Genomic DNA, 18,991 nt, shown 5'->3' with positions numbered 1-18,991 from the left:
TCCTTGCGCTTAAAACCCCTCGTTTCCTAATGCAGTCAGCTGATAAGTTGAGAGGTTATCAGCTGGCCTTGAGCTCTTTGTTTTTTCAGTCCTTATTAATGGAAAAATGACAGTATTTTCCGGTTAGGTTGTGTGTGCTGTGAATTTATAAACATTGGTAAACAGCATTTCTTCCATAGTTGATAAATCGGTGATATCAGGATCAAGCTTATTAGCCCCAAACCAGATTCTTTCTCGAGCCGATTGTTTAGCGTTGTAATCTAAAACTATGTTGGTAAGTGCAGTTTTGAACGTTTCACTCCCACTACGAAAACAATCCGTGATCACCCGATCCACAATATTTCCCAAATTAGCAGTTAAGGTGCTAATGCCGCTAACAGTTAATGGCAATTCGTCAGGCATAGTGCCTAAAGTTTCAGAAAGTTCCAATGTGGTACTTTTCCCAGGCTCATATTTTTCAGCAAGAGAAACGAGATGTGCGCTCAGTGCGCGCATATTTTCATAGGATCCCTTTTCATACAGATAAGCGGTATCCCATTGCTGATCGAGCATTCTCAGGTGGCTCACCACCAGCGCGGCCTGTTCTTTTGCCAGACCATTATCGGGATCAATGGCCGGCGCAATGGTCTTCTCCATCGCTTTGATCAAATTATTAATACGAATTGAAATATCCGGTAACATGCGCTTAAGCCTCCCGTATCAATTTTTCTATTTGATCCAAAAACACGGCACCGGCTGATGCCAGCCAGGTAATCAATAGATCCTGATGATTGTTGCTGTTTTTGCCAGCAATAATGGCACTGCTGTAGTCCATCACTGCGCACTTCCAGGCATTGAGCACTTCGTAGTAACGCAACGTATCCGGGTTGATCGTACGGCCTGACAGACGTTGGTACTGATCGATAAACATGTCTCTTTTCATTAACCCGCACACCAGAAAATCGCCTTGCTCACTCCATGTGCCAAACAGCTTTTGCAGTATCCAGGCAAGGTCTTCGTGGAAGTCGCCAAAGTGGGCCAGCTCCCAATCCAGAATGGTGGTGATCTTGCCGGAGGGCTCTTCAAACATAAAATTGCCCAAACGATAATCGCAATGAACTAGACAAGGGGCTTCGCAGACCGGTGCATTTTCCCGCAGCCAGTTTTCAGTCAACGTCATCATGGGCACAGGCTCAACAAAATCATCCCGCCAGACTCTGGACCAAGCGTTGACTTGGTACATAGCTGCTTCTTTAGTGCTAGGTTTGGGTATTGAAAATGAGGGTAATGACGCTTTATCCCAGTCATTTTTAGAGTGCAGTGACACCAGAATATTCAGGAATTGCGGTGCAATGATTTCAGCGTAACGACCATAGCTGGAACCGATACCTGACACACTCTGGCTCGCCTGGTCCGTCGGCTTGGTCACACCCGGCACAAACTGGGTGATCACACCCGGCAGGCCGAGGTAATCACCTTCAGGATCAACGGATAGCACTGGCGGAACCGGCACAACACCTTGCAACGCGTTGAGCAATTCCGCTTCCCGTAAGCGACAGGTTTCCACAATGCCCTCCAGTGGATCCATCCGTAAAACATAGCGCTGTGGCTCTGGTTGTTGGCGATGACTGAGGGTGAAGGCAAATTGCTCCTTTGAGGCACCGCCCGTCATGCGGGCCAGTTTGCTGATCACAACATCACTCAAGCCTTCGGCATGGAAGAGGCGGAGAAGTCCCGCTTCAACTTCTTCATTGGTTCTGGGAGAATAAGGTCCCTGCTGGCGGTGAACCAGCTTGCGCTCATAAATGTACTCGATTCTGGGCTCTATCGATAATGTCTCGCCGGATACACTGGCTGGCTTTATGTTCATATCGGTTAACCTGGTTGATTCATCAATTACCGTTACCCTGCCATGGAAAGCTGAAACCGCCTTCGCCCATGCCATACCCCTTGGTGCCATCCGACAGTGTGTATTCCATCATCTGTTCGACAAACATAAAGGAGTCATAGGGGAACTGCCAGCGGAACAGAGGCTTACCCGTGAACTCCCAAACACGACCAGTCTCATCCGTCAGCTTCCAGTAAACATGTTTGAAGCCTATATCGTCATCTTCAAAGGTGATTTTCTCTTCCACCTTATCAATCGCCAGCCAGCGTTCACCGTCGTGCAGAATCTTCTGGTAACTGTCGCCTCCGGTAGTGATGCCGTGAACTGCGACGCAGGCCATACCATTATCAAAAATGGGCCAGGCCAGGCGGTAGTGAAGCAAGCCAGTCCAGTTGCGGGGGCCTACACTCAGGTCACGAAACCCTTTGTCATTAATCGTAATGGTTTCCCCCGTCCTCAGCTTGATGTCACCGGTGACATGGCAGAAACCTTCCGGGTGCACGTAGCATAACTCCCGGGCAATGGCATCATCATCCGCCAGATTACTCAGTGCGATACTGTCACCCATGGGGTGAATAAGATCCCATTCCAGCTCGGCAAAAAAGTCTTCGGCTTCCACTTTTACCACCGCCGTTTGCTGCGACTTGATCGCTTTCATGGTGATACCCGCAACGGTTATCCCCGGATCCAGCCGATCATTGGTGTAAGGCAGGTTCATATTCAGGCGGGTAAACAACGGTTTGCCGTCGCGGAAGAAGATTGCAAAACAATTCACTTCACCCACATTTTCAAGAATGCCTATGCGGAAAAACCCGCCTGTTTTCTGGTGACGATCATAAAAATTGAAATAAAAGCTCTGGTTCCACTTGGGAATATCCGGATTGGAGATCAGGCGCTCGATATTCTCTGCCATGTATTCGGTAGTAAGCTCTGTCATCTAAAACTCCTAAACAAACGATAGTGCGTCGCTTTTTGGGGGCAAAAAAAAGGCGAGCCAGTCATAGCCGATTCGCCCGTTATGAGTCATTAAACTGCCCGACGAAGTTCTCAAAGAACCTCGCCGGGATTTTTAATACTTGTAACTTACGGTCAGGCCGTAGGTTCTTGGGCGACCTGCAAACCAGGCTGTTGAGTCAGATGCGCCAATAACATTAGTGACATAATACTCATCAGTCAGGTTTTTGCCCCACAGCATTACCTTCCATTGCCCATCACTGGACTCATAACCTAGACGGCCACCTAATACCGCGTAGCTATCCATTTCATAGAAATTTTCGGTGATAGAGCTGGCACCACTGGCCATTTGTGTGGGTGTCCAGCCAATACGTCCAGCACCAAATGCTGCGTCAGATTCTGACTGGCCAGTAAGATTCAAACCCATGAATAACAGGCCGCCGTTATCCAGTTCAACCCGGTAATCTACATCAAGGGTGTAAGTCCATTCGGGGGTAAACGGAATTGGATCACCGGAGAAATCCTCAAATTCAACCACTGAAAAACTGCCGGGAGCGCCGGTTCTTTCACTGGCAAAGCTGGTCGCCTGGTCCGCCGGGCCGTACTCTGTTACTTCAGAATCAAGATAAGTAATACTGGCTGTAAATGTCAGCTCATCGGTAGCCTGAACAGTTAAATCCGCTTCAAAACCAAGTGTTTCTGTTTTCGGAACATTCGCAAGCGTGTCCAAAAAACCAAAAGTGGGGTCGAGAACCTTGGTGCGTAACTGTTTGTCTTCATACTTGTAGAAGAACACAGCCGTATTTAACTGAATCGTATCCTCGGCGAACAAACTTTTCATACCGGCTTCATAAGAGAGTACAGATTCTTGTACAACAGGTGCCAGAGCAGATGTGCCTGCCGCAGCAAGTGCGGGGAAACTACCTGACTTATAGCCTTTAGATATATTGGCATATAAAAGTGTATCGTCATTGAAGTGATAATCGATACCAACACGCCAGGAAACATTGTCTTCAGACAGTTCTTCCACGAATGGTTTGCCATTTGAAAAATCCGGGAAGAATGTGTAACAAACGGGCGGTCTTGAATCAACGGGCAGCCCAAATAGAGTGTTTACCGCGCCGTCACCAGAGCCATATCCACAGTTTTCAGCGTCAATGGTGGAGTCGGTATACCGTGCGCCTACTTTCAGAGTTAGTACATCAGACAGATCGAAATCAACATTACCAAAAACAGCGTAGGTTTCAATTTCCTGATCTAGGGTAACGCCACTCGAATTAATAAACAGTTGAACATCTGTGGAGTTGGTACTGTCTGTATATCTTAAATTTTGGTCTTCAAAGGTATTGCTTTGTTCGTAGTTGGCACCAACAATCCAGCGGAGTGAATCCTGTTCGCCAGTAAGTCGAGCTTCAACTATAAGAGAGTCAACGTCAGCTACACCTTTATCAAGATCGAATAGTACTAATGGCAAACCGTCGCCGTCGGTCATTTGATCTTGTTTAAACTCGCTATAAGTAGCAAGGGTTGTAAAGGTCATATCTTCATTCAGATCAAAGTCGCCGCGCACGACTACTTGATAGAACTCTCTGTCGCCTTTCGGAGATATGGATTCAGACCAATCAGCTGCACGGGGGTCCTTTTTAGTGAACGGGGCCGCCAATAAAGGTGCCAGATTTACTGGGGGCGCACCAAGAGCTGGGTCAAACGGAATCTGAGGATTTACCGCCGCATACTGCTGAGCTTGGGGTTCGGTTTTATCAGTCCAGCCATTGACGTTAAGAGACAGGTGAGCGGTGTCATTTAGATCATAAGCCAGGATTAAACGTGCAGCGGTATATTCTTCAGCACCATTTTCATCACTTCTGCTGGCACTTTTTTGCCAACCATCAGAGTCTACTGTGGTTACAGCCAGGCGTGCGCCAAGCTTGTCAGTTAATGGTCCGCTAACAAAACCGTTTATTTCTTTTTTATTAAAGCGGCTGTAACTAACATCGCCGCCATAAGAGAGCTCATCTGTGGGCTTGGCAGCAATAAAGTTAACAGCGCCACCAGTGGAGTTTTGCCCAAATAAAATGCCCTGAGGCCCTTTGAGGACTTCCACCCGCTCGAGATCATAAGCCGTGTGGCTAGCCATAACAGGAAAGGGAAGCGGGGCTTCATCTATATAAATACTTGTTGCTGGATAAACACCTACAGAGCTTTCGTTAAATCCTACGCCTCTCAAAGTGATAATAGGTGTATTGCCTGTGCTTGAAGAAAAAACCAGCCCTGGCACAGCAGAGGCAATATCTTCGATTGATGTAAGTTTTTGTTCTGCAATTTTATCACCGGAAACTGCAGAAATGGCAAGACCTACATCATTAGCGCTTTCTGACCTTTTGTTTGCCGTTACGATGATTTCTTCGAGTGCTGCATAGGCTGAACTTGACGCTAGCAAAGTAGCACTCAGTGCAATTATTGTTGATATTTGTTTGCGTTTAGCGAACATGTTTTTGTCTCCCTCATAATGAAAAAACTTCTTTTGTGATTAGGTAAAGAAGCAAGTTTTTATTGTCAATAATGTGATGTGCGAGGGGTTTGACCATTATTATGGGGTTGCTTTTTTGCAAGCTCCCTTTAGCTTATGGTTGCCGTGAAGAAATCAAACTAATTGCGCACAACGCACCCTAAGAAGAATATCTTTCTCTAGCCAAGGCTGAAACAGACGTATTTACGTCAATTTTGAATAAGGAGTGGATTAGAATAGGCGGCTATTCAGCGGCTTGACAGACAATAAATATCATCGACGTTAAGATCTGATTGATGTCCTTTAAGCACAATTTCCATTTAATTGGCAATCATTATTGTTCCAGATATTAGGGTGAACCCTTAACAATCGGTAACGACGCCCAGGATATAGAGGCGCAACAAATCAACGTTGGGCTGCCGAGGGTGTATTAACAGGCAATATATCCGGGACTGTTCATAGTGAACGCAGAATACTAGGCTTGAATATTCGAATAATTTGTCACGTTTGGCCAAGCGGCGGCTTTCAGCGTTATTTGGCAAATCCGGGTGTAGTTCTATAGTGATAACACTATAAAGACTACAGTTGGAAATCCTATGCCTCTCAGACAGGTTGCACTAGAAGATAAATACGTCGCTGACAAAAAAACCGTATTGATGTCCGGAACCCAGGCGCTGGTGCGTTTGCCGCTATTACAGAAAGCACTGGACATGGCTGCGGGCCTCAATACCGGGGGCTATATCTCGGGATATCGGGGCTCTCCCATTGGAGGTTATGATCAGGAGCTTTGGCGTCAAAAAAAGCTGCTGGAAGAAAATCAGGTGGTATTTGAGCCTGGTGTGAATGAAGACATTGCTGCGACGGCCGTATGGGGAACCCAGCAACTTGATGATACGCCGGAAACGACCGTCGATGGCGTATTTGCTATCTGGTATGCCAAAGCGCCCGGAGTGGACCGCTCGTGTGATCCATTAAAGCACGGGAACTACGGTGGTAGTCACGCAAACGGTGGTGTGTTGGTTGTTGCTGGTGATGATCACGCCGGTAAATCTTCCACGATGGCAGCTCAGAGTGAACATGCGTTGATGCATTGTGGTATTCCCATTCTTGCGCCTGCCAATGTGCAGGATTGCCTGGATTTCGGTATTGCCGGATTTGCCATGTCGCGATATTCCGGTCTCTACACGGCATTTAAAGCCACCAACGAAACGCTAGAACTGACCGCTACTGTCGATGTGGATTCCTCTCGCTACCAGTTTGTATATCCAGACAAAGGCGAGTTACCTCCCGAAGGGATTCATTTTGTTTCCACACATATCGATCGCCAACGCAGTGACGTGGTATTGACCCGTTACCGGATGCCGCTGGTGCATCGTTTTGTGCGGGCTAACAATATCAATCGGATTCTGATTGATTCTCCGCAGCGCAAATTTGGCATCGTCACGGCTGGCAAGGCGACACAGGATACACTTCAGGCGCTAACCAAGTTGGGTATTGATCGTGAGCGGGCCAGGAGCCTGGGCATATCGGTTTATCAGGTGGGTTGTGTCTGGCCTCTGGAACCGGAGGGATTGAAAGAGTTTGCACAGAACCACGACGAATTGATGTTTATCGAAGAAAAGCGTGCCATTGTTCAGCCTCAAGCCACCAATATTCTTTATGGCTCCGATAATGCGCCGCGCATCAGTGGTAAGCAGGATGACAAGGGTCAGCAATTGCTGCCGGAGGATGTGCAGCTAGATCAATCTGAAGTAGCGTTAGCTATTTTTCAGCGCCTGTTAAGGGCCGAGATGGTAGATGAAGACATTCGTCGCCATGCAGAGGCTATTCGTGCAGAGAAGACGTTTGCTGACCAGAACCCTGTGGCTTCAATTAGTCGGGCGCCATTCTTCTGCTCTGGGTGCCCGCATAATTCCAGCCTTAAAAAACCGGATGGCAGTTATTCGGCGGGTGGTATTGGCTGCCACGCCATGGCGCTGTATCACCATGACTATATGATGCCCAACACCCATATGGGTGGTGAGGGTGGGCAGTGGATTGGTCTGGCGCACTTCACCAAGTTGCCGCATATCTTCCAGAATATGGGTGACGGTACTTATTATCATTCGGGTTTGCTGGCGATTCGAGCCGCCGCCGCTTCCGGACAGAATATTACCTACAAGATTCTCTTTAATGATGCAGTGGCGATGACGGGTGGGCAACCAGTAGAGGGCAATTTGACCGTCGGTGAAATCTCACGTCAGGTGTTGGCGGAAGGTGCTAAAGAGTGTGTGGTAGTTTCTGACAGGCCTCACCTCTTCAATGAGGCCAGTGGCCTTGCGCCAGGTGTGAAGGTGCATCATCGTGATGATCTACTGGAAATCGAAAACCGTTTGCGCGAGGTTCCCGGTTTAACGGTTTTAATCTATGAGCAGACTTGTGCCGCGGAAAAGCGCCGTCGCCGCAAGCGTGGAAAGTTTCCCGATCCGGCTAAACGCATGTTTATTAACCCCGCTGTTTGTGAGGGTTGTGGTGATTGCTCGGTGCAATCCAGCTGTGTCAGCCTTGTCCCCCTCGAAACAGAGCTGGGTCGCAAACGTGCAGTGGATCAATCTACCTGTAATAAAGATTACAGCTGTGTAAAAGGGTTCTGCCCATCGTTCGTTACGGTGCTGGGTGGCGAGCCACGCAAGCCTGAAAAGGCGGAGCTTGGTGCGCATCTGTTTGCTGATATTCCAACACCTTTATTACCCGCTATTGAAAACAGTTATGGCGTTATGATTTCCGGTATTGGTGGTACAGGTGTGGTTACTGTTGGCTCGGTGCTGGCAATGGCCGCGCATTTGGACCAAAAGCACTCGTCAGTATTTGATATGACGGGCCTGTCGCAGAAAAACGGTGCGGTATACAGCCATCTGCGTATTGCCGACAGTCGCGATAATATCGGTTCCCAGCGTTTGGGGGCGGGTGAGGGTGATCTGATTCTTGCCTTTGATATGGTGGCGGCTCAATCAGCAGAACCGCTATTAGCGATTAGTCAAAATAAATCAAAAATAATTGCCAATACCCGAGTGATGCCGACCGCCGCATTTCAGTACAACCCGGATTTACAGTTCAATAGCCGTGAGTTGCTTGATCGCTTTATCGAAATGGTGGGAGAGGATTCAGTGTTTCCTCTGGATGCCAGTAGTTTGGGGCAAAGTCTTTCCGGAGATTCTATCGCTGCAAATATGATGCTGGTTGGTTATGCCTGTCAGCTCGGTTTGCTGCCATTGTCGGTCGAGGCTATCGAGCGTGCTATTGAGCTTAACGGGGTCGCTGTTAAATTTAATATAGAAGCATTTAATCTGGGTCGACTCTGTGTTCATGCCCCCGAAAAAGTGGAAGCTTTGCTGGATAGTGTCCATCGTATAGAACCAGTAGCGAAACTTGAGTCACTCGAAGAGGTTGTGGCTTATCGCAGCGACTTGTTGAGCAATTATCAGAATGCCGGATACGCGCAGCGTTATAAAAATTTGGTGGACAGTGTCGTTTCTATTGATTCGGGCTTTCCAGAAAAGGCTCAAGCCCTTTCGCTGGCGGTAGCCCGTTATGGAGCCAAGCTAATGGCCTATAAAGATGAATACGAGGTAGCCAGGTTGTATAGCTCGCCAGAGTTCATGCGCCAGCTCACCGAAACTTTCCAGGGTGATGTTAAATTGAAGTTCAATCTGGCGCCGCCACTGCTTTCCAAGACCGACCGTTACAGTGGGTTACCTAAAAAGAAAGAGTATGGCAGTTGGATGCTTCGCTCGTTCAAGCTGTTAAGCCGGTTGAAGTTCTTGAGGGGTACCTCTTTTGACATATTCGGGTATACCGCAGAACGAAAAATGGAGCGAGAGCTCGTTGCTGAGTATTTCGATACAGTTGCCAGGCTAGTTCGTGAAGTCACGCCGAATACCTATGATACGGCTGTGGAAATTGCCTCGTTACCAGAGCAAATTCGTGGTTATGGTCATGTTAAAGAACGGCACCTGAAATCAGTAAAACAAATTCAGGCGCGGCTCTGGAAACGGTTTGAGAATAATGGTGTTGACGCCGACAGTAACGAAGCAAAGAGTGGCGTAATTGAGAGCAAGGCTTCATCGGTTGAGGTGGTGGAAATATTTGAACCGTAAGGGTTTGGATTAAAGCTATCTCGGAACAGCTTAACGACATTTGTCACGTTCTGCGCCCTGTTGTGGTGATTAGCCATTCAGTTTTTGTGGTTATGACACGTAAGGTTATGGCCGGTATACGGGGCTGACTATTAACCACCCCGATAGCTCAATAATGAAAAATAGGATTAAGGGGATATTATGGGTTTTAAGCTTCTGGTTGGGGGCCAGCTTGTTGATGGCGCTTCAGCAATTGATGTTATTAATCCGGCGAATGAAACTGTTGTTGCCAGCTGTCCTGTAGCTGATCAGACGTTGCTTGATCAAGCTGTTAGTGCGGCCAAAAAGGCACAGCCTGGTTGGGCCGCGACGCCATTGAAAGAGCGTGCTGCGTGTCTGAAAAAACTCGGCGCGGTGGTGGCGGAGCACGAAGCAGAGATCTCCCGGATTATTACCCAGGAAATGGGTCGTCCATTGCCTCTGGCGCATTTTGAGGCGCAGTTGGTTCAGAAAAGTTGTGCATTTTATAGTGAGCAAAATCTGGATGCGGATGTTGTTCATGAGGATGACGCCATACGTGTGGAATTACACCGTATTCCGGTTGGTGTCGTCGCCGCAATTTTGCCCTGGAATGCTCCCTTATATCTGGCAATTAACAAGCTGGCGCCAGCAGTATTGGCGGGGAATACCATCATCTTGAAACCTGCCCCGACCACGCCGTTATCGACGCTTAAACTGGGTGAGTTGATGGCAGATATTTTTCCAGCCGGTGTTGTCAACATTATCACGGACAACAATGATCTTGGGGCTGCACTGGTTAGCCATCCCGATGTCGACAAAATAGCCTTTACCGGCTCGACGGTTACCGGTCGTAAAATTCTCGAATCTGCGGCCAGCAATCTGAAAAAAGTAACCCTGGAACTGAGTGGTAATGACGCCGCTATTTTGTTGCCAGATGTGGATGTGGCGGCGATTGCGCCGGACATTATTTTTGGTGCTTTTTTCAACAGCGCGCAAATCTGTGCGGTCATCAAGCGCCTTTATGTGCATGAGTCTATTTACGATCAGGTGTGTGAAACGTTGGCTGCCGGGTTATCGCAGGCAGTTACCGGGAATGGAATGGACCCTGATGTTCAGTTTGGCCCGATTCAGAATATTGCGCAGTTTGAGAAGGTGAAAGGCTTCCTGAGTGAAGCCAGAGAAACCGGCAAAATTATCTGTGGCGGCGAAGTGCCAGAGGGCAAAGGCTATTTTGTGACGCCAACACTAGTGCGTGATGTGACAGACGGAGACCGATTGGTGGACGAAGAACCCTTTGGCCCTATTCTGCCTATTATTAAGTACAGTGATATTGATGATGCGGTAGCGCGCGCCAATGCATCACCCTTCGGACTTGGCGGTTCGGTTTGGTCGGCAGACGCTGCCAAGGCTCGTGAGATAGCGAATCGAATTGAAGCTGGCACTGTGTGGGTTAATCAGCACTGTGCGATTGACCCCGCCATTCCTTTTCCTACCAGCAAATGCTCCGGGCAGGGAGTCGAGGCCGGACGTGAAGGTCTGCTGGAATATACCAATGTGAAAGTGATCAGCATTAAAAAATAGTTGTGGGGAATTAACTGTGGGTAGTCATCAAATGGATAACAATTACCTGACTTCGTTGTTTGGTCTGGAAGGAAAAGTGGCACTGGTCACTGGTGGGCACAAGGGCATTGGCAAAATGATAGCCGATGCATTGGCTAAAGCTGGATGTAAAGTTTACGTCGCTTCGCGTTCGGCAAGTAATACATCAGGTCATGAAGCAATTGGCTGTGATCTTTCCAGCGAAGCAGGCATTGATGAACTGGTTGAAGCAATCAAAAGCAAAGAGCAAAAGCTACATATTTTGATTAACAACGCAGGTTATTTTTCCGGTGCACCTATCGATGCTGTTGATAGTAACGATTGGGATGCCGTCATGGGGCTCAATATCAAAGCACCGTTTTTTCTGGTGCAGAAATTAATGCCGCTGCTGTTAGCCGCGGGTAATGCACAAGACCCTGCACGGGTGATTAATATCGGTTCAATTGCGGGGATTATGGGTGGCAGTAATACGGCCTACGCTTATGGCGCGAGCAAGGCGGCGTTGCATCAGCTTACACGTACGCTGGCGAGTGATTTAACCAGTCAACATATTACCGTGAATGCTATCGCACCTGGATTTTTCCCCAGTGAAATGACCGACGGTTTTTTTGCGGCGCAGCCCGGATTGCAGGACGCCATTGTGGAGTCTACTCCACGAGGACGTCTGGGAACTGCCGAAGATATGGGTGGCTTGTGTATTGCTTATTGCAGTAGAGCAGGTGCTTTTCTGTCTGGTCAGATCACCGTTCTGGATGGCGGCGTTTTATTAAAATGAGTTTTGTAAGGGCAAGGTGCGCTTTTGTCTCAAAGGGCTTCTGGTTGGCCTTCTGAGCTATTTTGGTTATCGGTCGAGCCGCTAAACTCAGGCCGATAATAGTGAGATAAACAGTTGTTTCGAGAATAAGGGGTATAACAAATGAATAAAGATTGGGCGCAGGCCTGGATTAAACGTTTTGATCGTCAGCTAGATGATTTGATGAGCCTTTACTCACCTGAGTTTTATTTTATCGATATTAACTTTGAGCTGGAAATTGTTAACGATAAAGCAGCACTTCGTGAGTTTTTCTCAGTATTTGATAATTCAAATCCGGCAGTGAAATACGATGACTTTGACGTGTTTGATTACGCCGGGGACGAACGCCGGGGTACATTTCAATGGACCTGGAAAGCAAAACACGCAGACGATTTTTTAGGCATTCCTGCGGCGGGTATAGAAACGGAAACTCGCGGCATGACGCTAATGGAATGGAATGAGGACGGAAAAATTATTCGTGAAGAGAGTATCTGGGATCTCGTACGTATTTTGAAGACACTCGGCGTGATTAAGATATAAGACGTTAAGCGTCTTTTCGATGAAAGGTTCAATATAAAACTATGCGGTGGATTCATCGCTTGAGGTAGAGAAAATGCAATTTAATCCGATGGATCCCGAGTTTCAGCAAAATCCATACCCTTTTTACGAGCAGCTCAGGGAGAAAGCCCCGGTTGTATGGTCAGATGCTCTGCAAGGTTATTGTCTGGCAGACTACGATGATATTGTCACGGTGCTAAGCGAGGCCGATAAATATTCGTCTTCAAAATTCTGGCCAATTTTATTGGGTGAATACGACCCCGCGCCAGAAGTCCAACCGATGATTTCCCTTGATCCACCGGACCACCTTCGCACTCGCACACTGGCTCAGAAGGCCTTTTTGCCACGAGAATTGAAAAAGCTGGAAGAAAAAATTGAAGCCATCAGTGATGAGCTGGTTGATCACGCGATCGCTGTTAATGCTGACAATACTTTTGATATGGCCTGGGATTTCGCAGCGCTGTTTCCCGTAAGTGTCATCGCAGAAATGCTCGGAATTGATAAATCAAAGCGGCTGGATTTTAAACATTGGGTGGACAATCTGCTGGCGGCTTCTAATCGTGCTATCTACGATGACGAGCGATTGGCGGAGATCAAACACTCTTCCGACAGCCTGCGTGCTTATTTCAGCAAAATAGTTGATGAGCGTACAGAAAACCCGGGCGATGACATGATCAGCTCTTTTATTAAAGCGGAAGTGGATGGCGATCGCCTCAGCAAAATCGAAGTGATTAACCTGTCTATTCTGTTGTTGATCGGCGGCGTTGAAACCACAACAAACCTGTTGGGCGGGCTATTCGCCTATTACCATGATCACCCTGAAGATTTCCAAAAAGCGCGTGAAGACAGGTCTCTGGTTCCACAATTACTGGAAGAGCAGTTGCGGTTTAACTCGCCCGTACAAAGTTTATTTCGCCACACCAATTGCGAAGTGGAATTGAGCGGTGTGAAAATTCCCGCAGATGCCCTTGTGATGCCATTGCTGGGTAGCGCTAATAGGGACCCCAATAAATATCCTGACCCGGACAAGTTCGATCTCAGCCGTGACGTTCGTGGTTATATGACCTTTGGTGGCGGGCCACATTTCTGCATGGGTTCTTATCTCAGTAAATTTGAAGCAGCCATTGCGGTTAACAAATTGTTTGATCGCTTTAAAGTGCTTGAGCCTATTCAAAAGACTGAAGAAGTCGTGTGGATTGATTCTTACTTCGCGCGCGGTCCGAAGACCTTGCCTGTGCGTTATGAGCTGTCTTAATGAGCTAACCTTCGGGTTGGTACCGAATAAAAATCTAATAAGAGGAGAGCAGCAATGCCTGAATTGATTACTGCTGGTCAGGTCAACCAATTTGAATCCGGCAAAATTCACAAAATTGAGCACGGCGAAACAGTGATTGCTCTGGTGAATATCGACAATACTTTTTACGCTGTTGATGGCGTCTGTGGTCATGCGGGTGGTCCGTTGTGTCGTGGAGAAGTGATAGAAAAAGAATGTGTTATTACTTGCCCATGGCATGGCTGGGAGTACGATTTGAAAAGCGGAGAGTGTTTGATGGACCCTTCGTTGAGTCAGAAAACCTTTGCTGTCTCAGTTGAGGGAGATAATGTCCAGATAACTCTGGACTGATGTTATGGATCTCAGCCGTAATGAATTAATAGAAAAGGGTGTTTCTGCGCCCGCTATGCCTCGTGCGGAGCTGGTTCGGCGCCTTCGTGAAATCGTTGGTGATGCCTCCGTTTTAGAGGGGGAGCAGGTCACTTCGCGATACCCCGGCTATTTTATGGACAAGATTGAAAGTCAGCTATTGGTGCGCCCCGGTACAACTGAGCAGGTATCGTTAGTTCTTCAGCTTTGTAACAGTATTGGCCAGTCGGTGGTAACGCAGGGTGGTATGTCAGGCTGGGTGCGAGCGACCCAAACGACAGCGGATGATTTGATTCTGTCGATGGAAAAAATGAATCAAATTGAGGAAATCGATACTGTTAACCGCACGGTTACGGCGCAGGCGGGGGTGATTTTGCATACCCTGCAGGACAGGCTTGAAGATCACGATCTTATATTTCCCCTTGATCTGGGCGGCCGAGGTTCCTGCCAAATCGGTGGTAACGCCTCTACCAATGCAGGCGGTATCAGAGTTATTCGCTACGGGATGATGCGACAACTGGTTCTTGGTGTAGAGGCTGTACTCGCGGATGGTACGGTTATCAGCTCAATGAACAAAATGCTGAAAAACAACTCGGGTTACGATATTAAGCAGCTATTTCTGGGCAGTGAAGGCACGTTGGGGGTGATTACCCGCCTGGTGTTGCGCCTCTACGAAAAGCCACTCAGTGACAATGCCGCTATGGTGGCGTTAAACAATTTCGACAGTGTTGCGAATTTTCTCCGCTATATGGACAGAAATTTGGGCGGCAACCTTAGTGCCTTCGAAGTGATTGATGAAGATTTTTACAAAATCAATACTTCTCCTGGGCGGCATGGCGCGCCCATTGATGGCGACTACCCTTATTATGTTATTACCGAGTCTCTGGGGTTTGATCCCGACAAGGATTCGGAGCATTTCGAGCAAGTGCTTTTTCGTGCATTGGAGGAAGGCATTATTGCCGATGCAGTGGTGGCCAAATCAGAGGCAGACAGGGAAGCTCTCTGGCAGATTCGAGAAGATCTCGAACATGTTGTAAGAGATATTCAGCCGTTTCAGGCATTTGATGTCAGTATGCCGATTGGTGATATGGAATCCTATATGTGCGAGGTTCGCAGGCGTTTTAATGCCGAGTGGCCGGAAGGGAACATCTGTTTTCTCGGCCATGTGGGGGATGGCAACTTGCATATTGCAGCCGGTAGTGGGAGTCGTGACCCTTCGGCTATTCGTGCAGTTGAACGCTGTGTTTACGAGCCGTTGGAAAGTATTGGCGGTAGTGTTTCGGCAGAACATGGAATTGGCCTTGAGAAGAAAGATTTTTTAAGTCTGTCCAGAAATGCCGATGAGATTGCCTTAATGCAAGTATTAAAAAGAACGCTGGATCCGAACGGTGTCTTAAATCCGGGTAAAGTTCTTGATTCGCCTTCTTGTGCGATATCCTGAAGTTTTTAGTAACGCCAATAGGGAGCCCGGTCAGCGTGATTGAAATCTATGGTTCACCAGTTAGCAATTGCTACAACACGGTGTTAGCGGCTTTGCGTTTTAAGGACTTAATGCATAAGGAATTCCATGTCGGTGCGTCAATGGATTCCTCGTTTCTATCCCGCAGTCCGATGGGAAAAATTCCGTATATTGTTCATGCCGGTCAGAGTATTTCTGAAACTTCCGCAATAGTGGAGTACCTGGATGAAGTGACTCCAGGGCCAGCTCTCTTTCCCGGTGATGCTTTGATGCGTGCACGCCAGCGGCAGTTGATGAAGTTTGTAGAGCTTTATGTAGAGTCCCCCGCCAGACGTTTGTTTCCCGGCGTGTTTTGGGGGCAGGAGAACGAAGCAGTTGCGGTTAGCGAAGTGCGTCCTGTGATGGAACGTGGGCTGGATGCTGTCGATATTTTGCTGGGAGACAATAAGTTTTTTCACGACGAGCCTTTTAGTGTAGCGGATTTCTACACTTTTTTTTCGCTCGCATTGGCGGCTTTGGTTACCGAAAAGCAATATGGTTGGAGCCTGTTGGCTAATCGTCCCATTCTCGCTCGTTATCTGGATAAACTTAATGGTGTTAAATTCGTTGACAAAATTGTTGCTCAGAGAGACGGAGCCATGCAAGCGTATCTGGAAAAGAAAGCCGCAGAAGCAGCAGCTCAAGATCAGTAAACTTCAAATAACCGTTTAACAGGGAACTGTTAAGGTAGGAGGAATACGCAAATTGAAAACGATTAATCGTTATTTTGTCACACTATTTTTTCTACTGATCTCTTTCCATTCGTCCGGCTCGGAAGTTATTCCCGAGTGCGTTGAAAGAAGGGCCGGGCCTTACGCAACGATTGCGTTGCTGACAAAAAAAGCAGAGCTGTCTGACGCCGATTTTTATGCTTACTGGCGAGACATTCATGGCATGCTGGCTACTCGTATTCCAGGCTTCTGGAGTTACCGTCAGTATCATCTTGATGGGGAGCTGACCACACTTCGTCGGGTGCCAATGGATGACAACAAGAGTATCGAGTCGATTCAGGGTTTTGCCGATGTCAGTTTCTGCAGCGAAGAGGCCATCATGGGGTTGGCTGCCAGCCCCCAGGCTGAGTTGATTAAACACGATGAGCAGAATGTTTTTGCCAGTAGTTATCTTTATGCGGTTTCTCCTGGCGATAGCCAAACATTAATGACTGACGCACCGCTGGCGGAGTTAGCTAAAGACGAATCTGGTTATGCGTTGGTGATGTTGTTGGCAAAAGGTGAAGACGAAACGCTCGATGCATTTAATGTCTCGTTAAACACAACACTCAAAGGCTTACCGGTAAGTTGTCCCACGCTACAGCGTTTGCGAATGAACGCTTTCCAGCCCTACAACGCGGCTGCCTGGCCCGCTCCGGGAGTTAATCATAGCCCATCTCAGGTTATGCATGCCTCGATCGAATTCCAGTTTCCAGATCGCAAAACAGCCCTTGAGTGCCTAAGTCATACTGATCAATTCAGCCTTTCTGCTAAAGGAGTCCAAACACGTTTGCAGCTTGTGTACGTTGCAGGAAGGCGTTACGCGATGGTAGTGGATGGTCATATCAGTGAAATAGGTCTCCGAGGGTTGCCTGCGTTGGAGCTTATTCAGCGTGTTGGCGCGGATAATCAACGCAGTAGCGCAGTACTTGAGGCTGTGTTTGGAAAGGCCGCTCAATAATCAAATACAGTTTGATGGAGCGATTATCATTTAAAGCTCATACAATACGAAGCCATAATAAATCCACAATAACGGATCGTACCGCATGTTAAATACCCTGCAACGCCGAGAACTGATTAGTCTTCAGCGATTACTGTATGCCTCGGCGATAGGTTCAACAGCCGGGATGACTGCAGTGATGGTTTACAGCCTTGGAGCCTTTATTCCTTCTTTACAGGCTGAATTCGGCTGGTCTCGTGGTGATATCTCTCTCGGTGCTACATCCCTTACTCTGGCGTTGTTTTTTACGGGCTCTATTGCCGGGCGTTTATGTGACCGCTATGGCGCTGCGGTTGTTGGGGCTGTCAGCCTGGTTGCTTATGCGATTGCGGTAGTGGTGATGGTTTCGTTTATGCGTGAGCTACATCATTTCTGGATAGGGTATTTTCTGGTTGCTGTGCTTGGTGTTGGTTCTACACCCATTGTGCTGGTGCGACCCGTGGCTACCGAGTTTCAGGCGGCACGAGGAGTGGCACTGGGTATTGCGCTTACCGGTGCCGGAATAGCCGGTTTTTGGGTGCCGCGTTTAGTGGCCCATGTTACTGCAGATTATGGGTGGCGTGAGGCGTACTTCGCACTTGCAGGGATCGCAATGCTAACGGCCCCTATTGTCTGGTTTGGCTTTCGTCCTCGTTCACAACATCCAGCGCTGCACAATGCTACAGATAACACGACAGGCGATTCGGAAGATGTGTTAATCGCCCCCGCCGAAGAAGGGATGTCTCACAGCGAAGCCAGACGTAGTCGAGGTTATTGGGTGTTATCGCTTATGTCATTTGCGATGGCTGCGGGTATGGCTGGAATAGTGATTCACCTGGTGCCATTGTTTATTGATTTGGGCGTCAACCAATTAGAGGCGGCTAAAATGGCCTCGGTAGTTGGTGTGGCGAGTGTGATTGGCCGCATGGGGATAGGCTATCTGTTGGATAAGCTACCAACCGTGCTGGTGACAATTTCGGTGTTGTTGCTGTCATCATTAGGCATGTTTTTACTCTGGGGTTTTGGGCTTGGCGTGAGTTATGTTTCTGTGGCTCTGTTAGGGCTGGCTGCGGGCGCAGAAATTGATTTACTGGCGTACCTTACATACAGCTATTTTGGCCGTCGCCACTACGGCGCGATATACGGATGGCAGTACAGTATTTTTGCGTTGGGTTATGGTATCAGCCCTTATCTGATTGGTCGTTTGTACGATGTTTCCGGTGACTATCAGTTGCCCTTAATTTTCAGCGGTTGTCTTATTGTTTTGGCTGCGATCAGTTGCCTCTGGTTACCGAAAAAGGGTAGCCGTGAACGAGTTACTTGACGACGATCTCTTCGGGGGACATTGCAGTTCCCTGTGATAGCGAAGCTTTGTTGCTGTTTTTTTGATGCACAGCTTTTAGTCATTCGTAATGTTCTTCTGTGTAATATTTTTTGATGTTTTTACATTGAAAATTCAATTGCTTAAACAGTACCTGTATTTAATAGGTAGCTGTATTAAATAGCGCCTGTATCAATAGCCCTGTTTAGCGCGGCCGTCATTTTATTGCCAATGGTCACGGTGTCTGTGGAGAGGTCTAGGCGCAAAGTAAGAACCGAGTAGTTTGATTTTTTACAGAGATGTTTTCAGGGTATCTGTTGGAGAAGTAAGAAGAAGCCAGAATTTTGCCAAAAAAATACCGGCTGTGAGAGAGGGGTCAGCCGGCAGAGGAGTCATGAATGTGTCAATGACTAGAGGTTAAAACG

General features: G+C 47.9%; 14 protein-coding genes. 10 read left to right on the top strand and 4 right to left on the bottom strand.

The annotated features are described in order from the left end of the window. Positions 1 to 123: 123 nt before the first annotated feature. The 4 genes from H7A02_08840 to H7A02_08825 form a co-directional block, all read right to left on the bottom strand. On the bottom strand, positions 124 to 681 hold the full coding sequence (locus H7A02_08840; protein ID MCP5172357.1) for a hypothetical protein: 558 nt from the start codon (positions 679 to 681) through the stop codon (positions 124 to 126). Between the two features lie 4 nt (positions 682 to 685). Next, the gene (locus H7A02_08835) at positions 686 to 1,849 is read right to left on the bottom strand and encodes a phosphotransferase family protein (GenBank protein MCP5172356.1); all 1,164 of its coding nucleotides are present in this window, start codon (positions 1,847 to 1,849) and stop codon (positions 686 to 688) included. A gap of 22 nt (positions 1,850 to 1,871) precedes the next feature. Beyond that, a complete protein-coding gene (locus tag H7A02_08830) occupies positions 1,872 to 2,804 on the bottom strand; it encodes a hypothetical protein (GenBank protein MCP5172355.1) in 933 nt (310 codons plus the stop codon). 132 nt (positions 2,805 to 2,936) lie between these two features. Continuing rightward, positions 2,937 to 5,312, bottom strand: a complete 2,376-nt coding sequence (locus H7A02_08825) for a TonB-dependent receptor (protein MCP5172354.1) — start codon at positions 5,310 to 5,312, stop codon at positions 2,937 to 2,939. Between the two features lie 614 nt (positions 5,313 to 5,926). On the opposite strand from H7A02_08825, the gene H7A02_08820 reads away from it, so the two are divergent. From H7A02_08820 to H7A02_08775, 10 genes are all read left to right on the top strand, one after another. After that, on the top strand, positions 5,927 to 9,466 hold the full coding sequence (locus tag H7A02_08820; GenBank protein MCP5172353.1) for an indolepyruvate ferredoxin oxidoreductase family protein: 3,540 nt from the start codon (positions 5,927 to 5,929) through the stop codon (positions 9,464 to 9,466). A gap of 177 nt (positions 9,467 to 9,643) precedes the next feature. After that, on the top strand, positions 9,644 to 11,047 hold the full coding sequence (locus H7A02_08815) for an aldehyde dehydrogenase family protein (protein ID MCP5172352.1): 1,404 nt from the start codon (positions 9,644 to 9,646) through the stop codon (positions 11,045 to 11,047). Between the two features lie 31 nt (positions 11,048 to 11,078). Further along, the gene (locus H7A02_08810; protein ID MCP5172351.1) at positions 11,079 to 11,840 is read left to right on the top strand and encodes an SDR family oxidoreductase; all 762 of its coding nucleotides are present in this window, start codon (positions 11,079 to 11,081) and stop codon (positions 11,838 to 11,840) included. Between the two features lie 141 nt (positions 11,841 to 11,981). Then, the gene (locus H7A02_08805) at positions 11,982 to 12,398 is read left to right on the top strand and encodes a nuclear transport factor 2 family protein (GenBank protein MCP5172350.1); all 417 of its coding nucleotides are present in this window, start codon (positions 11,982 to 11,984) and stop codon (positions 12,396 to 12,398) included. A gap of 73 nt (positions 12,399 to 12,471) precedes the next feature. Then, positions 12,472 to 13,671, top strand: a complete 1,200-nt coding sequence (locus H7A02_08800) for a cytochrome P450 (GenBank protein MCP5172349.1) — start codon at positions 12,472 to 12,474, stop codon at positions 13,669 to 13,671. A gap of 54 nt (positions 13,672 to 13,725) precedes the next feature. Beyond that, positions 13,726 to 14,040, top strand: a complete 315-nt coding sequence (locus H7A02_08795; protein MCP5172348.1) for a Rieske (2Fe-2S) protein — start codon at positions 13,726 to 13,728, stop codon at positions 14,038 to 14,040. A gap of 55 nt (positions 14,041 to 14,095) precedes the next feature. Beyond that, positions 14,096 to 15,499: an FAD-binding oxidoreductase gene (locus H7A02_08790; protein ID MCP5172347.1), complete on the top strand. Its 1,404-nt coding sequence runs from the start codon at positions 14,096 to 14,098 to the stop codon at positions 15,497 to 15,499. A 35-nt stretch (positions 15,500 to 15,534) separates the two neighbouring features. Next, positions 15,535 to 16,209, top strand: coding sequence for a glutathione S-transferase family protein (locus tag H7A02_08785; protein MCP5172346.1), 675 nt, complete (start codon positions 15,535 to 15,537; stop codon positions 16,207 to 16,209). A gap of 52 nt (positions 16,210 to 16,261) precedes the next feature. After that, a complete protein-coding gene (locus tag H7A02_08780) occupies positions 16,262 to 17,227 on the top strand; it encodes an EthD domain-containing protein (GenBank protein MCP5172345.1) in 966 nt (321 codons plus the stop codon). Positions 17,228 to 17,312: 85 nt separating this feature from the next. Further along, complete coding sequence (locus tag H7A02_08775; protein ID MCP5172344.1) at positions 17,313 to 18,569, top strand: MFS transporter; 1,257 nt, start codon at positions 17,313 to 17,315, stop codon at positions 18,567 to 18,569. Positions 18,570 to 18,991 lie beyond the last annotated feature (422 nt).

The sequence above is a fragment of the Pseudomonadales bacterium genome, assembly GCA_024234435.1.
Lineage (GTDB): Bacteria > Pseudomonadota > Gammaproteobacteria > Pseudomonadales > Porticoccaceae > JACKOF01.
This window is presented reverse-complemented; position numbering and strand designations above follow the sequence as displayed.

What these genes read in the sequence shown, in the direction of transcription:
- H7A02_08795 (MCP5172348.1), top strand. Translation starts at nt 13,726, where the DNA reads ATGCCTGAATTGATTACTGCTGGTCAGGTCAACCAATTTGAATCCGGC.
- H7A02_08830 (MCP5172355.1), bottom strand. Translation starts at nt 2,804, where the DNA reads ATGACAGAGCTTACTACCGAATACATGGCAGAGAATATCGAGCGCCTG.
- H7A02_08805 (MCP5172350.1), top strand. Translation starts at nt 11,982, where the DNA reads ATGAATAAAGATTGGGCGCAGGCCTGGATTAAACGTTTTGATCGTCAG.
- H7A02_08790 (MCP5172347.1), top strand. Translation starts at nt 14,096, where the DNA reads ATGCCTCGTGCGGAGCTGGTTCGGCGCCTTCGTGAAATCGTTGGTGAT.
- H7A02_08835 (MCP5172356.1), bottom strand. Translation starts at nt 1,849, where the DNA reads ATGAACATAAAGCCAGCCAGTGTATCCGGCGAGACATTATCGATAGAG.
- H7A02_08840 (MCP5172357.1), bottom strand. Translation starts at nt 681, where the DNA reads ATGTTACCGGATATTTCAATTCGTATTAATAATTTGATCAAAGCGATG.
- H7A02_08810 (MCP5172351.1), top strand. Translation starts at nt 11,079, where the DNA reads ATGGATAACAATTACCTGACTTCGTTGTTTGGTCTGGAAGGAAAAGTG.
- H7A02_08775 (MCP5172344.1), top strand. Translation starts at nt 17,313, where the DNA reads ATGTTAAATACCCTGCAACGCCGAGAACTGATTAGTCTTCAGCGATTA.
- H7A02_08825 (MCP5172354.1), bottom strand. Translation starts at nt 5,312, where the DNA reads ATGTTCGCTAAACGCAAACAAATATCAACAATAATTGCACTGAGTGCT.
- H7A02_08820 (MCP5172353.1), top strand. Translation starts at nt 5,927, where the DNA reads ATGCCTCTCAGACAGGTTGCACTAGAAGATAAATACGTCGCTGACAAA.
- H7A02_08800 (MCP5172349.1), top strand. Translation starts at nt 12,472, where the DNA reads ATGCAATTTAATCCGATGGATCCCGAGTTTCAGCAAAATCCATACCCT.